Annotated in this window: 15 protein-coding genes and 2 other annotated features; of the genes, 11 read left to right on the forward strand and 4 right to left on the reverse strand. The window is 39.0% G+C overall.

Features of this window, described 5'->3' with window-relative positions; genetic code table 11:
* Window positions 1-20: 20 nt before the first annotated feature.
* A complete protein-coding gene (locus tag BT1A1_RS06280) occupies window positions 21-836 on the forward strand; it encodes a ZIP family metal transporter (RefSeq protein ID WP_034769280.1) in 816 nt (271 codons plus the stop codon).
* Window positions 837-1015: 179 nt separating this feature from the next.
* On the opposite strand, the gene BT1A1_RS06285 is transcribed toward BT1A1_RS06280, so the two are convergent.
* On the reverse strand, window positions 1016-1420 hold the full coding sequence (locus BT1A1_RS06285) for a YuzC family spore coat inner layer protein (protein ID WP_034769235.1): 405 nt from the start codon (window positions 1418-1420) through the stop codon (window positions 1016-1018).
* 306 nt (window positions 1421-1726) lie between these two features.
* On the reverse strand, window positions 1727-1888 hold the full coding sequence (locus tag BT1A1_RS18605; protein ID WP_156103194.1) for a hypothetical protein: 162 nt from the start codon (window positions 1886-1888) through the stop codon (window positions 1727-1729).
* A gap of 370 nt (window positions 1889-2258) precedes the next feature.
* On the opposite strand from BT1A1_RS18605, the gene BT1A1_RS06290 reads away from it, so the two are divergent.
* From BT1A1_RS06290 to BT1A1_RS06310, 5 genes are all read left to right on the forward strand, one after another.
* The gene (locus BT1A1_RS06290) at window positions 2259-2570 is read left to right on the forward strand and encodes a hypothetical protein (RefSeq protein ID WP_034769238.1); all 312 of its coding nucleotides are present in this window, start codon (window positions 2259-2261) and stop codon (window positions 2568-2570) included.
* Window positions 2571-2730: 160 nt separating this feature from the next.
* The gene (gene psiE / locus BT1A1_RS06295; protein ID WP_156103195.1) at window positions 2731-3177 is read left to right on the forward strand and encodes a phosphate-starvation-inducible protein PsiE; all 447 of its coding nucleotides are present in this window, start codon (window positions 2731-2733) and stop codon (window positions 3175-3177) included.
* 10 nt (window positions 3178-3187) lie between these two features.
* Window positions 3188-3670, forward strand: a complete 483-nt coding sequence (locus tag BT1A1_RS06300) for a GNAT family N-acetyltransferase (protein ID WP_034769240.1) — start codon at window positions 3188-3190, stop codon at window positions 3668-3670.
* 191 nt (window positions 3671-3861) lie between these two features.
* Entirely contained in the window at window positions 3862-5238 is a 1377-nt protein-coding gene (locus tag BT1A1_RS06305) for an FAD-binding oxidoreductase (RefSeq protein ID WP_034769242.1), read from the forward strand.
* Window positions 5239-5313: 75 nt separating this feature from the next.
* Complete coding sequence (locus BT1A1_RS06310) at window positions 5314-5955, forward strand: endonuclease III domain-containing protein (protein WP_051989039.1); 642 nt, start codon at window positions 5314-5316, stop codon at window positions 5953-5955.
* Between the two features lie 306 nt (window positions 5956-6261).
* Here the strand turns inward: BT1A1_RS06310 and BT1A1_RS06315 are convergent, their stop codons facing one another.
* A complete protein-coding gene (locus BT1A1_RS06315) occupies window positions 6262-6849 on the reverse strand; it encodes a nitroreductase family protein (protein ID WP_034769284.1) in 588 nt (195 codons plus the stop codon).
* A 364-nt stretch (window positions 6850-7213) separates the two neighbouring features.
* On the opposite strand from BT1A1_RS06315, the gene BT1A1_RS06320 reads away from it, so the two are divergent.
* The 3 genes from BT1A1_RS06320 (at window position 7214) to BT1A1_RS06330 (ending at window position 11867) form a co-directional block, all read left to right on the forward strand.
* Complete coding sequence (locus BT1A1_RS06320; RefSeq protein WP_034769244.1) at window positions 7214-8698, forward strand: aldehyde dehydrogenase family protein; 1485 nt, start codon at window positions 7214-7216, stop codon at window positions 8696-8698.
* Between the two features lie 193 nt (window positions 8699-8891).
* Window positions 8892-9116: a binding site (T-box leader), on the forward strand.
* A gap of 58 nt (window positions 9117-9174) precedes the next feature.
* Window positions 9175-9399, forward strand: a binding site (T-box leader).
* 175 nt (window positions 9400-9574) lie between these two features.
* A complete protein-coding gene (locus tag BT1A1_RS06325) occupies window positions 9575-10651 on the forward strand; it encodes a bifunctional 3-deoxy-7-phosphoheptulonate synthase/chorismate mutase (protein WP_034769247.1) in 1077 nt (358 codons plus the stop codon).
* A gap of 100 nt (window positions 10652-10751) precedes the next feature.
* Window positions 10752-11867, forward strand: a complete 1116-nt coding sequence (locus BT1A1_RS06330) for a prephenate dehydrogenase (RefSeq protein ID WP_034769285.1) — start codon at window positions 10752-10754, stop codon at window positions 11865-11867.
* A gap of 70 nt (window positions 11868-11937) precedes the next feature.
* Here the strand turns inward: BT1A1_RS06330 and BT1A1_RS06335 are convergent, their stop codons facing one another.
* Window positions 11938-13413: a carboxylesterase/lipase family protein gene (locus BT1A1_RS06335; RefSeq protein WP_034769248.1), complete on the reverse strand. Its 1476-nt coding sequence runs from the start codon at window positions 13411-13413 to the stop codon at window positions 11938-11940.
* Window positions 13414-13661: 248 nt separating this feature from the next.
* Here BT1A1_RS06335 and BT1A1_RS06340 point away from each other — a divergent pair, with 248 nt between their 5' ends.
* Both BT1A1_RS06340 and BT1A1_RS06345 read left to right on the forward strand, forming a co-directional pair.
* A complete protein-coding gene (locus tag BT1A1_RS06340) occupies window positions 13662-13889 on the forward strand; it encodes a spore coat associated protein CotJA (protein ID WP_034769251.1) in 228 nt (75 codons plus the stop codon).
* Window positions 13882-14145, forward strand: a complete 264-nt coding sequence (locus BT1A1_RS06345; protein ID WP_034769253.1) for a spore coat protein CotJB — start codon at window positions 13882-13884, stop codon at window positions 14143-14145. Before BT1A1_RS06340 ends, BT1A1_RS06345 begins: the two co-directional genes overlap by 8 nt.
* The last annotated feature ends 23 nt before the right edge of the window (window positions 14146-14168 follow it).

Consider the following 14168-nt stretch of genomic DNA (forward strand, 5'->3'; position numbering starts at 1 on the left):
TCAAGGGGGAAAACGAGATTATGGTAAATTTATTTCAAGATTTGAGTCCGATTGGACAAACTTTTTTAGCAACATTATTTACTTGGGGAATGACTGCTCTTGGCGCCGCCCTTGTTTTTGCAACAAGAGGAATGAGGCAAAAATTGTTGGACGGTATGTTAGGTTTTGCCGGTGGAGTAATGATCGCTGCAAGTTATTGGTCCCTGCTTGGGCCTTCAATAGAAATGTCGGCAAATCTTAGAGTTCCCGCTTGGTTTCCGGCTGCTAGCGGATTTCTAATAGGCGGAGTTTTTTTATGGGGAATTGATAAGTTATTACCACATCTCCATCCAAATACACCACTTAGTCAGGCGGAGGGTTATCATCCAAAGGGAAGAAAAAGAAGTACGTTACTCGTGCTGGCAATCACCTTGCATAATATTCCGGAAGGGCTCGCTGTCGGGATTGCCTTTGGTGCGGTGGCTAACGGAACAAGTGATGCAACATTGGCCGGGGCGATCGCTCTTGCACTTGGAATCGGAATCCAAAATTTTCCTGAAGGTGTAGCTGTCTCACTTCCGTTAAGAGGGGAAGGAATGACGAAAATGAGAAGCTTCCTTTACGGACAATTTTCCGGTATGGTTGAGCCGATTGCCGCAATTATTGGTTGTATCGCAGTGACCTTCGTTGAGCCGCTATTGCCATATGCATTAAGTTTTGCCGCCGGTGCGATGATTTTTGTGGTAGCCGAAGAGGTAATACCCGGTTCACAGGAAAAGGGAAATAAGGATTTGGCTGCTATGAGTTTAATGGTAGGATTTGTTATCATGATGATTTTAGATGTTGCACTTGGATAGTGGACTGTTTTTTAGACAAAAAAATCGAGTATGAATCTTGATTGGAAAACGGGATTTAAGGATAGACCCGCTTTTTCAAACAGAAAAATTTTATATTTTCCAAGACTTTTAAAGGAATATTCACTTTGAATTGGAAAGTGTTGCACGGACTGGTTAACACAGCCAAAATTCCCAACATATTACCAACGCAGTTCCATAACGAGTTGGCAGCAATTAAATTGATCATTGGAATTATCTAAAATAATTTGTATCGATGTTGGAGTAAAATGAACATGAAAATGAATATTTATACCGGTTGAACGGATTAGCTCTTCTACTCTTGGTTGATTGGACAGTTGGGCAGTGTTCATTAGTTTATAAGCATATTGGTGATCTTCTACAACTTTATTTACAAATCGACTGGCTTGTTCCATTAATTTTTGAAATTGCCGGGCAGATGTTTCAAATTTTCCAATGTTAACCGGTGGAAAAGGGCTTTGCTTCCGGATTTGAGTTGACATATTAGATAATGGAATCCGATAAAAACTCGTTACCAGGCTAAATGGACAAGAATATATTGGAATGTTAACGGGATAGAAATACACAAATGAACCTCCTCAGTTTATTCTGTTACATGTTCTATCCTATGTACATTGGCTTGGCACAGTTAACAACAGAAAAGGGACCATAAGTATATTGAAGGTGCCATAATACACTTAACATAGAAGGAGTTTCGTCACCAAAAACGAGCATTTTTCCGCCTGAAAAAGGTGACGAGAAAGGGTCTCGTCGTCAAAAACGAGCATATCTCACCCAAAAAAGGTGACGAGGACAGGTCTCGTCGTCAAAAATGGTCATATCTCACCTAAAAAAGGTGACGAGAACGGGTTTCGTCGCCAAAAACGAGCATTTTACGCCTCAAAATGGTGACGAGAATAAGTCTCGTCGTCAAAAACGAGCATTTTTCGCCTTAAAATGTTGACGAGAACGGACCTCGTCGCCAAAAACGAGTATTTTTCACCTAAAAATGGTGACGAGAACGGGTTTCGTCGCCAAAAACGAGCATTTTTCACCTCAAAATGGTGACGAGAATAGGTCTCGTCGTCAAAAAAGTGGATTTTTCACCTCAAAATGGTGACGAGAACGGACCTCGTCGCCAAAAACGAGTATTTTTCACCTAAAAATGGTGACGAGAACGGGTTTCGTCGCCAAAAACGAGCATTTTACGCCTCAAAATGGTGACGAGAATAGGTCTCGTCGCCAAAAACGAGTATTTTTCACCTAAAAATGGTGACGAGAACGGGTTTCGTCGCCAAAAACGAGCATTTTACGCCTCAAAATGGTGACGAGAATAAGTCTCGTCGTCAAAAAAGTGGATTTTTCACCTCAAAATGGTGACGAGAACGGGTTTCGTCGCCAAAAACGAGTATTTTTCACCTCAAAATGGTGACGAGAATAGGTCTCGTCGTCAAAAAATGGGGTTTCCCGCTTCAAAATGGTGACGAGAAAGGGTCTCGTCGTCAAAAACAAGTGACGAGAATAAGTCTCGTCGCCAAAAACGAGTATTTTTCACCTAAAAATGGTGACGAGAACGGGTTTCGTCGCCAAAAACGAGCATTTTTTGCCTTAAAATGGGTGACGAGAAGCAAATCGAATGGTAGCTGGCATCCTCTTTCCCGTTATTTTCCTCATATTATCAATAAAAACTACCTTAATTCCAACAATCCCCTCGTAGCAACAAAACAGCCTCTATAAAAAATTTCGTGAAATATAGTACTAAACCGTTATTTGTATGACACGACAATTGTCCATTAAGCCTCAGTTTCCTAAAAAATGCTTTTTTAGGTGTGAACCATAATATACCTATGCTATTATTAATTTAAGATTCATAGCTATTGGTGAGGAGGAGGTTGACTTGCAGCAGCTTGATAAAAAATTTACCTCTATTGGTCATTACATTACTAAAATATTCCAACACGTTATGAATTTTTCACTCATAACACTGGGAATCATTTTACTGTTTTTGTTAATAAGAGAATTGGTTGATTTTTTCCGCCTGATTTTCCAAAGTGATGATGACTATAAAATATTTTTGGAAAGTATTCTTATCTTTTTCCTGTACTTTGAGTTCATTGCGATGATCGTAAAATACTTTAAAGAAGATTACCATTTTCCGCTTCGATATTTTATTTATATTGGAATCACTGCAATGATACGGCAAATCATTGTCAGCCATGATGAGCCAGTTGCAACTTTATTAAATTCTCTTGTAATTCTCATATTGATTATTTGCAACTTTATTATTAATCTGACTCCGCGTGAGCGACCAGAAAGCAAATGGTACTTTAAAATTAAAGAGTGAGGGGGACGCAATGTCTGAAATCGTAATTAGACCTTCTATTGAAGCAGATTTACCTGAATTAATCGCATTAAATCATCTTATATGGAATGGTACAAACTCACCGGCTACGATTCATTATCCGTCGGTAACGGAATACGCTGAACATTATCCGCCCGGAAGTCAATTTGTTGCTGTAATTGCCAATCGGGTGGCAGGTTATATTGGCTACAAAAATCCGACCGGTTTATTGTCCAACAGCCATGTACTGGAAATTGACATCGGTGTGCACCCTGACTTTCAAAGGAGTGGCGTAGGGAAACAGTTAATTGACTATATTTTTAAGTGGGGCAAAGAAAACGGCTATTATAAAGTTTCAATCCGGGTGCTCGAAACAAATACGCAAGCCATTGCTTTTTATAAGGCAAAAGGGTTTATCGAACAAGGCAGATTGATAGACGAATTTTTCATTAACGGTCAATTTGTTGATGATTTGTTAATGTATAAAAAGTTATGAAACTGTCTGACTTTCTTTTTTGTTCAGGAGCTTTGAGATTGATACATATTTTTTAATAAAAATATATGAAAAATTGCCCTTAAAATTGTAGCAAGAAAAACGCTACGTCAAAAATGGAGAAAAAGCTAACGTTAAAAGAATGACGGGGGAATCGGAAAGAAATTTGATAATCAAACAGGAGGGGATTTCAAATGTACCAAGTAAATATTAGCCAAACTGTAAATGAGTTAAAGGAATTGCTGGATGAGGAAAGGGTTAGTCAAAATCCGACCGTTCTTGAACAACATAGTAAAGATGAATCATATCATACGCCAAGCTTACCTGATGTAGTTGTATTTCCAAAAAAAAAAGAGGAAGTTGCGGCTATTATGAAGTTGGCCAATCAGTATGAAATTCCGGTCGTTCCCTTTGGTATCGGTTCAAGTTTAGAAGGGCATGTCATTCCTTATGAGGGTGGCATAACGATTGATTTTACCTTAATGAACGAAATTCTTGAAATTCGGGAAAATGATTTACTTGTTAAAGTTCAGCCGGGGGTAACGAGAACCCAACTAAATAAAGCCTTAAAGCAATATGGATTATTTTTTCCTGTTGATCCGGGTGCTGATGCAACTTTAGGCGGGATGGCGGCCACCGGGGCAAGTGGAACGACTTCGGTCAAATATGGAACGATGCGTGACCAAGTTCAAGATTTGGAAGTGGTACTTGCTGACGGAACTATTATCCATACGGGAAGTCTTGCAGTGAAATCTTCATCGGGTTACCATTTGACCGGGCTTTTTGTCGGATCAGAGGGGACGCTTGGATGCTTTACTGAATTAACATTGAAAGTATATGGAATTCCTGAGTACATGATGGCAGCTCGAGCCGTTTTTACGACAGTTGAAGATGCAGTAAATGCGGTTGTTGCCATTAGACAAACCGGAATCCCGGTGGCGAGGGTAGAATTTGTCGATGCGCATTCGATTCGTGCCGTTAATCATTTTGAACAGACAGATTATCCGGAAAAACCGACCTTGTTTTTCGAGTTTCATGGCAATGAAGCCGGTTTGAAAGAAGATGTAAAATTTACGAGAGAGATTTTGGAGGCGTTTCAGTGTCAAGAATTTATTCACGAAACGGATAATGCAAAAAGAAATCAACTGTGGAAAGCCCGTCATCATATGGCCTATGCTTTTATCCATACATATCGAAACAGAAAATTTATGTCCACTGATGTTGCCGTTCCAATTTCTGAATTAGCGGGAGCAATTGGGTTTGGAACAAATGTTTTGCAGGATTCCGGTATTCCGGGCGGGATTGTCGGCCATGTCGGTGATGGCAATTTTCATATTTGTATAATGATTGATGTAAATGATCCCGATGATATTGCCCGGGCAAACAAACTGAATCAAGAAATTGTGACCTATGCCTTATCCCGTGGCGGCACTTGTACAGGGGAACATGGTGTAGGTATCGGCAAGAAAAAATATCAGGAAAAAGAACATGGCGCGGCACTGGCTGTTATGAGGAAAATTAAAGAAGCTCTTGATCCAAAGGGAATATTAAATCCGAAAAAAATATTTTAAAGCATGTTTCCTAGAATGGTCGACTTTTTCTTATGAAAGTCGACCGCTTAAATGTAAGGGGGATTTGACTCATTTATGAAGATAAAAAACATTCAAGAAATCTATGAACATTTATTTGAACACTACGGTCCGCAACATTGGTGGCCGGCAGATACCGACTTTGAGATGATGATTAGTGCCATTCTTGTTCAAAATACAAACTGGAGGAATGTTGAAAAGGCCCTTGAGCAGCTTAGGCCTTATTTAACACCCCAACAACTTGATGTATTGTCAAAAGAAGAAATAGCTCAATTCATCCGGTCAAGTGGATTTTATAATCGAAAAGCAGAACGAATTAAGTCGTTTCTGTCATGGTTAAAAAACTATCATTTTCATATTGATAGCATCAGGGATAAGGATAAAAAACAATTAAGAGAGGAACTGCTGCAAATATCCGGAATAGGAAAAGAAACAGCGGATTCAATCTTATTGTATGTATTTAATACACCTGTTTTTATTGTAGATGCATACGCAAAGAGAATTTTTTACCGTCTCGGGTACGATTTGCCTGATGACTATGATTCTTTTCGCCAGCTTGTTGAAAAGGAGCTGCCGCAAGATGTGCAATTGTACAATGAATTCCACGCTCTTTTGGTACAGCATGCAAAAACGTATTGCAAATCAAAGCCGATTTGTGACCGGTGTCCATTGTCCGGTCTTTGTAAACGGAGGGTGTAAAATGGTTATGTGAAATAAGAACTGGCTAAATATGTTGAATAAGTTGAATGGAGATTTGTGAACGATAATATAAAAAAGGTTAAATCTGAATGAAAAGCAAAACTGTCAATCGTTTTCTCTCCTAATTTTACCTCCCGTAAAATAAAAACTCCTAATAATTAGGTGCCCAAATCCTAATTAAAAGGAGATTTATCTATAAAATAAATGTCCATTAAAGGAATTACTCAGTGTAATTAATAAAGAAAAAATTTTACATTTGTTGGCTTTTTGAACCGATTTTGTTCCGCTTTAAAAAACCTCTTTAATTTATTTCCATGTATTTCCAAATGTATCTTCAAATATAGTTTCTCCTAAAGGTCTACGTCCTTTTGGTTGTTCCTGTTCCTGTAAATTGCTTGGCAAATCTTCCCGCTCTCCTTGATAACCGATGGCAACCAGTGCTTGAATAGCATAGTCATCCGGAATTCCTAGAACTTCTCTTGCCTTCTCAAAATGAAAGCCTGTCATCGGATGGGTAACTAATCCGCATTTTGTAGCTTGTAAGGCAAGAAATCCCCAAGCGGCACCGGTATCGAAAGCATGTGATTTATTTTCGCCTCTTTCACTGTTTTTCTTTGAAAGAATAAGGACTAGTACGGGTGCCTTTTTACACCAAGTTAAATTAAATTCACTAACAAAAGAATAAAACTTTTCGCGAGCCTCTTTTGTCCTGGCTATAATAAAACGCCAAGGTTGTTCATTATATGCTGATGGTGCCCAGCGAGCCGCTTCAAATATGGAAAGTAAAATATTTTCGGGAACTTCTTGTTCGGAAAAGGACCTCGGCGACCAACGATTGATAAACACATCATCAATTTCATGTTCAGGTTTTCTATAATTTTTCGCGTCGTTAATTATCACTTCTGTAAAACCTCCTCGTTATACCATTGACATTATTTTAATATATTTTTAATGATGATACAAAAATAAAAGGAAATTTTTTATACAACAGGAAACCGGGATTGCCCATTCCAGAAAAAATAATTGAACGGCGATAAGGGTTTGCCTTAATAACTTTCAAAGAGAATAAAATTGATATTGAATTTATCATTTGTGAACAAAGAGTTAAAAGGATTGATAATCCATTCAAAAATTGTTGATTAATGTCGAATATTTTGTATATATTTTATTGATGGATGATTCCTACTTTGGTATAATTTATATTGTAAGCGTTATCAACTAGTATCCTACTTTATAAAACTATTAAAGGAGGAATTTTATGAGCCAATTAACCGTTCAATTATTAGAAAAGGTAGAGAAGTTTTTAACAGGAACGAAGAAGATGTACATTAATGGCGAGTTTGTTGAAAGTGCATCAGGGAAAACATTTGAAACTTATAATCCGGCCACTGGAGAGGTATTGGCAACCGTATATGAAGCTGGACCTGAAGATATTGACCGAGCAGTAAAAGCGGCACGGCGAGCCTTTGATGAAGGTCCGTGGTCACGGATGAGTGCTGCAGAGAGAAGTCGTTTAATGTATAAATTAGCGGATTTGATGGAAGCAAACAGCGCAGAATTGGCTCAATTGGAAACACTTGATAATGGGAAACCGATTCGGGAAACTTCGAATGCTGATGTTCCGTTGTCCATAGAACATATGCGATATTATGCCGGATGGTCGACGAAAATTGTCGGGCAAACAATTCCGGTAGCTGGTCCATATTTTAACTATACCCGTCATGAACCGGTCGGGGTTGTCGGGCAAATTATTCCTTGGAATTTTCCGTTACTTATGGCTATGTGGAAATTAGGAGCGGCTCTTGCCACGGGATGTACCGTTGTTTTAAAACCGGCAGAACAAACGCCACTTTCTGCTCTATATTTGGCAGAGCTAATTGAAGAAGCCGGATTTCCTGAAGGTGTTGTCAATATTGTTCCCGGATTTGGAGAAACAGCCGGTGAGCCGCTTGTTGATCATCCGGAAGTCAATAAAATTGCGTTTACCGGTTCAACTGAAGTGGGAAAACTGATTATGGAACGAGCTTCCAAGACATTAAAACGGGTGACCTTGGAATTGGGTGGAAAATCACCAAATATCATTTTACCGGATGCTGATTTGACGAAAGCGATACCGGGTGCATTAATGGGCGTGATGTTTAACCAAGGTCAAGTATGTTGTGCCGGATCTCGTGTATTTATTCAGAAAAAAGATTATGATAATGTTGTCAGTGATATGGTCAGTCATGCGAAAAGCATTCAGCAAGGTTTCGGTTTAAAAGAAGACACGGAAATGGGACCGCTTGTTTCTACTGAACAACAAAATCGTGTCCTTGGCTACATTGAAAAAGGCTTAAATGAAGGTGCAGAACTGCTGACGGGCGGTAAAAATCCGTTTGAACAAGGATATTTTGTGGAACCGACCATTTTCGCCAATGTCAATGATGAAATGACGATTGCGAAAGAAGAAATTTTTGGTCCGGTTATTTCAGCCTTACCTTATGATGATCTCGATGATTTAATTGCCCGGGCAAACAACAGTGATTACGGTTTGGCCGCCGGGGTTTGGACACAGGATGTCGCAAAAGCCCATTATATTGCCAGCAAGTTACGTGCCGGAACTGTATGGGTGAACTGTTACAACATGTTTGATGCCGCCAGTCCGTTTGGTGGTTACAAACAATCCGGGTTTGGTCGTGAAATGGGCTCTTATGCACTGAACAATTATACAGAAGTGAAGAGTGTTTGGGTTTCTATGCAATAAAAAATTTACCACCACTTGAAATTGGGCTCTTTAGTCGCCCTGTCCAAATATAATGAATGCCACCGGTTACGTATAGCCGGTGGTTTTTTTAGTTTTACACTAATTAAAAATTTATTTAAAAATTAATAAAAAACTATTGACATAAAGTTGCAATGAACTTATAATTCAAAACAATAACAAAAACTTTCATTCAATAAAAGCGAAGAAAGGACACAAGTAGTGACTTATCTCCCTGTTTTAAGAGAGCTGATGGTGGGTGCAAATCAGTACACAGATAAGCATGAATTACACTCCTGGAGCTTCTTTTTCTCAAAATTTCCTTTGAGAAAAAGACGGTCGTGCACGGATCGTTATCCAAATGAGTGGTGAGTGTTTTTGCTCACAATTAGGGTGGTACCGCGATACATTCGTCCCTGCTGGTTATTCCAGTAAGGACTTTTTTATTATCATTTGTTTTTGTTAGTAAAGTGAATATGTGAAAAGCAATGAAAGGACATGAGTAATGCTTAATCTCCCTGTTTTAAGAGAACTGATGGCGGGTGGAAATCAGTACACAGATAAGCATGAATTACAATCCCGGAGCTTCTTTTTCCCGGAAAATTTTCAGGGAAATAGACGGTCAACAGATCGTTATTGTCTTAAGTGGTGAATGTTACTATTCACAATGAGGGTGGTACCGCGGTTAAAAAATCGTCCCTGTTGTTCTTGCAACAGGGACTTTTTTGCTAATAGGAAAGTATAAATTTTTCAATTTCTACTTTCCTAACGAATAAGTGCTCTTGCGGCGCTGCTTTCGCCTAAAGGCTCAGCAATCGCCGAGTTTTCTTTATTATAAATCTATTCTTATCTAAAATTCTATCTAGGGGGAGTTTTACCATGAGTGAAAATCAGTTGGCCAAATTACGTGAACAAGTGGATCAAATTAATTTACAAATTCTCGAACTTTTAAATGAGCGTGGAAAAATTGTTCAAGCAATTGGTGAGGAAAAGAAAAAACACGGAACAAATCGTTTTGATCCGGTACGGGAACGGGAATCGCTGGACTTACTTTTAAAAAACTATGACGGACCGTATACGGAAGCAACGATAAAACATCTTTTTAAGCAAATTTTCAAAGCAAGTTTAGAATTACAGAAAATCGATTATGAAAAGACGTTGCTTGTATCCAGAAAAGCTCATCCGGAAAATACGGTTGTCAATATAAACGGGGAAACAGTCGGTGACGGTGTGCAACGCTTTGTTATGGGACCGTGTGCTGTTGAAAGTTATGAGCAAGTTCGGGAAGTTGCTTTAGCGTTAAAAGAACACGGGTTAACCTTGATGAGGGGTGGAGCTTATAAACCAAGAACTTCACCGTATGATTTCCAAGGATTAGGTGTGGAAGGATTAAAGATTTTAAGACAAGTTGCCGATGAATTAGAATTGTCCGTTATTACGGAAATTGTAACCCCGCAAGATGTTGAGTTGGCGTTGGATTATGTCGATGTCATTCAAGTCGGTGCACGCAATATGCAAAACTTTGAACTTTTAAAAACAGTTGGTACTGTGAAAAAACCGGTTTTATTGAAACGGGGGCTTTCAGCAACCATTTCTGAATTCATTAATGCGGCAGAATACATTATGGCTGGCGGAAATGACCAAATCATTTTATGTGAACGCGGCATTCGGACATATGAAAGAGCAACGAGAAATACACTCGATATTTCCGCCGTCCCGATTTTGAAAAAAGAAACCCATTTACCGGTTGCAGTGGATGTGACTCATTCAACCGGCAGAAGAGATTTACTATTACCGACCGCGAAAGCAGCCTTGGCGATTGGTGCGGATTTAGTAATGGCAGAAGTCCATCCGGATCCGGCTGTTGCCTTGTCTGATTCGTTACAACAAATGGATATACCGCAATTCCATGACTTTATGAATGAACTGAACGCATTTAAGGAAAGGCTTGTTTAATGAGATTTAGATTATGACATAAGAGGTATGCCCAATGTTTCATGGTATGTGTGGGGCGGAAACTTTCCATCAAACCGCCCCATCCGTATCATTGTGCAACATGAAAGCAGGTGTTAAAGTGGATGGTAAAAAAAGGGTACTACTAATTGGAACAGGATTAATTGGCGGATCAATTGCCTTAGCCATTAGGAAGGAAACGGAAGCTGTCGTCATAGGTTATGATATTAATAATGAACAAGCTGAAAAGGCAAAGCAGTTATCTGTCATTGATAAAGTGGCGACTAATTTTCGCAAAGAAGCTGAATGTGCCGAATTAATAATTTTGGCATCACCTGTAGAAGAAACAATAAAAATTATGCGGGAATTGGCAACATACCAATTAAAGGAAAATGTATTGATCACAGACGTGGGAAGTACAAAACGGAATATTATGAATTTGGCCAATGAGTTATGGAACGGAGATATTACGTTTATCGGAGGTCATCCGATGGCAGGTTCCCATAAAACAGGGGTGGAAAGCGCCAAGGCTCATTTATTGGAAAATGCTTTTTACGTTTTAACACCGCAACCATGTACTTCCTATGAAAAAATAGAGGAGTTAAAGGATTTACTTAAAGGAACAAAAGCAAATTTTCTTGTTTTGGATGCAGCTGAACATGATTATATTGTCGGTGTGGTCAGTCATTTTCCTCATATTATTGCTTCAGGGTTAGTTACCCATGTAAAAAAACATGCGAATCGGAATCCTTTTATCAATATTTTAGCAGCGGGAGGATTTCGTGATATAACGAGAATTGCGTCGAGTAGTCCCCGAATGTGGAAAGATATTGTATTACAAAACCGGGATAATTTGTTGGACCTTTTAGATGATTGGATAATGGAAATTAGAAATATGCAAAGTATCATTCAAACAGGAAATGAACATCTGATTGCCGGCTTTTTTGAAGAAGCAAAAACATATCGTGACGCACTGCCGGTCCGGTCAAAAGGCGCCATTCCCGCGTATTACGATTTGTATGTTGACGTGATAGATCAAACGGGTGCCATTGCTCGAATAACCGGATTAATTGCAGAGCAAGAAATTGATATTACGAATTTGAATATTATTGAAGCTCGTGAAGGCCTGCTCGGTGTTTTGAGGGTATCGTTTCAAACGGAAGCAGATTTGTCCAATGCTCGTAAAATTCTTGAACAAAATGGTTATAAAACTTATTGAAAAACAAGATAGATTGGTACATGAATAACCGATACCAATCTATCTTTATTTCATTTCATCGAATGAACATCTATCTTTCCTGACAAACTTCCCATTTTATCCGTTCTTCTCGATCCGGATCATGAACGACTTCACAATTCGAATTAAATATCAAAGTAGTTCGGTTTTGCAAGTCATATTTTGGCCAGTTCGGTAAATCGTTTATATTTGGATCTCCGTTTTGCGCAAATGCAATCCAAGCATTATGTATTTTCTTGGAAAGTTCTTGTCGACCAGGAGAATCACCGGTAAAGTTTTCAACGCCATGTTTGCTAAATGTATTCCAAACAAACGGTATTTCTAAAGCATGACAAGATTTTAGTAAACCGTTAAAGGCTTGGCTTTCCCAATCGAATCGGTACATCCAGACCGGGGATCCTTGTTCGGTCTGTATTTCTGCAACATGAATGGCAGGATGGGTAAATGTCATAATCGTCATTAATTTTTCATACAACGATTGTGTCAGTTCTTTACCTTTGATGAATTCTTGGGAGATTTTTGTCCAACGAGTACCGAAAGTTTGTTGGAATCGTTTCTTTATTGCTGCTTGGTCCTCTTTTTTCCATATTGGATCAAAGGCTGTGAAGAGGCGATATTCATCTTTATTTGTACCAATAAGCACAGGAATATCTTTTGCGGCACCTTCAGCCAATAGTTCTTTCGGATGTTTCGGTAAAATTTCACCGTCAATGACTGGAATTAAGCTCATCATCGGTAGTTTTACCGATACTTCAATTAACTGTTCTACCGGAATTTCTTCTAATTTTTGAATTTCTGTTTTCTCAAGTCCCAGTTCATGAAGGAGAAATTCGGTATTCTTTGTCGCCTTTTCAGACTTAATCACATGACTGGCGGCACCGCTCTGAAGAATTGCTTGATTAAACAACCCCTTTGCTTTTGGACTGGCAAGTAACACACCTACACTCATTGCGCCTGCAGATTCGCCAAAAATCGTAACTTGATCCGGATCGCCGCCAAATGCTGCAATATTTTCCTTGACCCATTTTAAGGCAGCAATCTGATCTAAAATCCCACAGTTACCGGAATTTTGATAACCGTCGCCGCCAAGTTCAGCAAGGTGCAAGAAGCCTAAAATGCCCAACCGATAATTGATGGTAACAACAACAAGATCGCCATTTTTAGCAAAAGATGTACCTTCATATAACGGACTTGAACCGGAACCGGAAATAAAAGCACCCCCGTGAATCCAAACGAGAACCGGTCGCTTTTTCCCATCAGTGCCGGGTGACCAAATATTAAGAGTTAGACAGTCTTCACTCATACGGGTGGTTTGATTGCCGAGAAAACTCATAATTTCTAATGAAGGTTGCCAGGCACTAGGTCCAAATTCGCTACAATCTTTTACGCCATCCCAGCTTTCGGCACTCGTTGGTGGACGAAAGCGGTTGGGACCAATTGGTGGAGCAGCATATGGTATCCCTTTCCATACATATACATCATTTTCTTGTATGCCTTTCACTTTACCGTAAGCGGTTTCAACAATCATTTTTTCCCCTCCAATTAAAAAAATCATCTGTATATATTATTCTATCTTTTTGGACAAATACCTTTTTTATTGGTCATTTTTAAAGCGAAACCGACCACCTAAGAGTCCATTTTTTTAAAAAATGTATGTTGTCGTACTAAATAAAAACCAAAAAAAAAATTATTGGGGATGTCCACGAAAAAAGACGGAATAACTCGAAATTTCCGGTCATATATATGGGTGATGATGGGAATGGAAGGGAGGATTTTATGTTTACACAGTATAAGTATTGGCAGCCGTACGTTAGTCCGTTTGATCCATGTCCACCGATACGAGTAAAAAGTTACAATACCCCACCGCAATTGTATTTAGGATTTCAACCAAGAGGACTGCCGCAGTTCTCTACAGCAAAAGAAGCATTGTTTCATGGAACACTATGGCCTGCTCTATTCAGTCCGTATCCGGATCCGCAAATAAGGGGGGAAGAAGATGAGTAAGAAGATGCCTCCTGAATATTATCAGATGCTTGAAGAAATTCAAGCGATTGATTTTGTTATCGTTGAATTAAATTTGTATTTGGATACGCACCCGGACGATACCGCAGCGATTAAACAATTTAATGAAGCAACTAAAAGAAGTATGGAATTAAAAGCAGAATTTGAAAAGAAATTTGGCCCGCTCATGCACTTCGGTTACAGTTTCTCAAATTATCCGTTCAATTGGAAAGACACCCCATGGCCATGGCAAGTTTAATATGCTTTCTATACTAAAATGTA

The sequence above is a fragment of the Caldibacillus thermoamylovorans genome (assembly GCF_000751775.1).
In the GTDB taxonomy this organism is placed as follows: Bacteria; Bacillota; Bacilli; order Bacillales; family Caldibacillaceae; genus Caldifermentibacillus; species Caldifermentibacillus hisashii.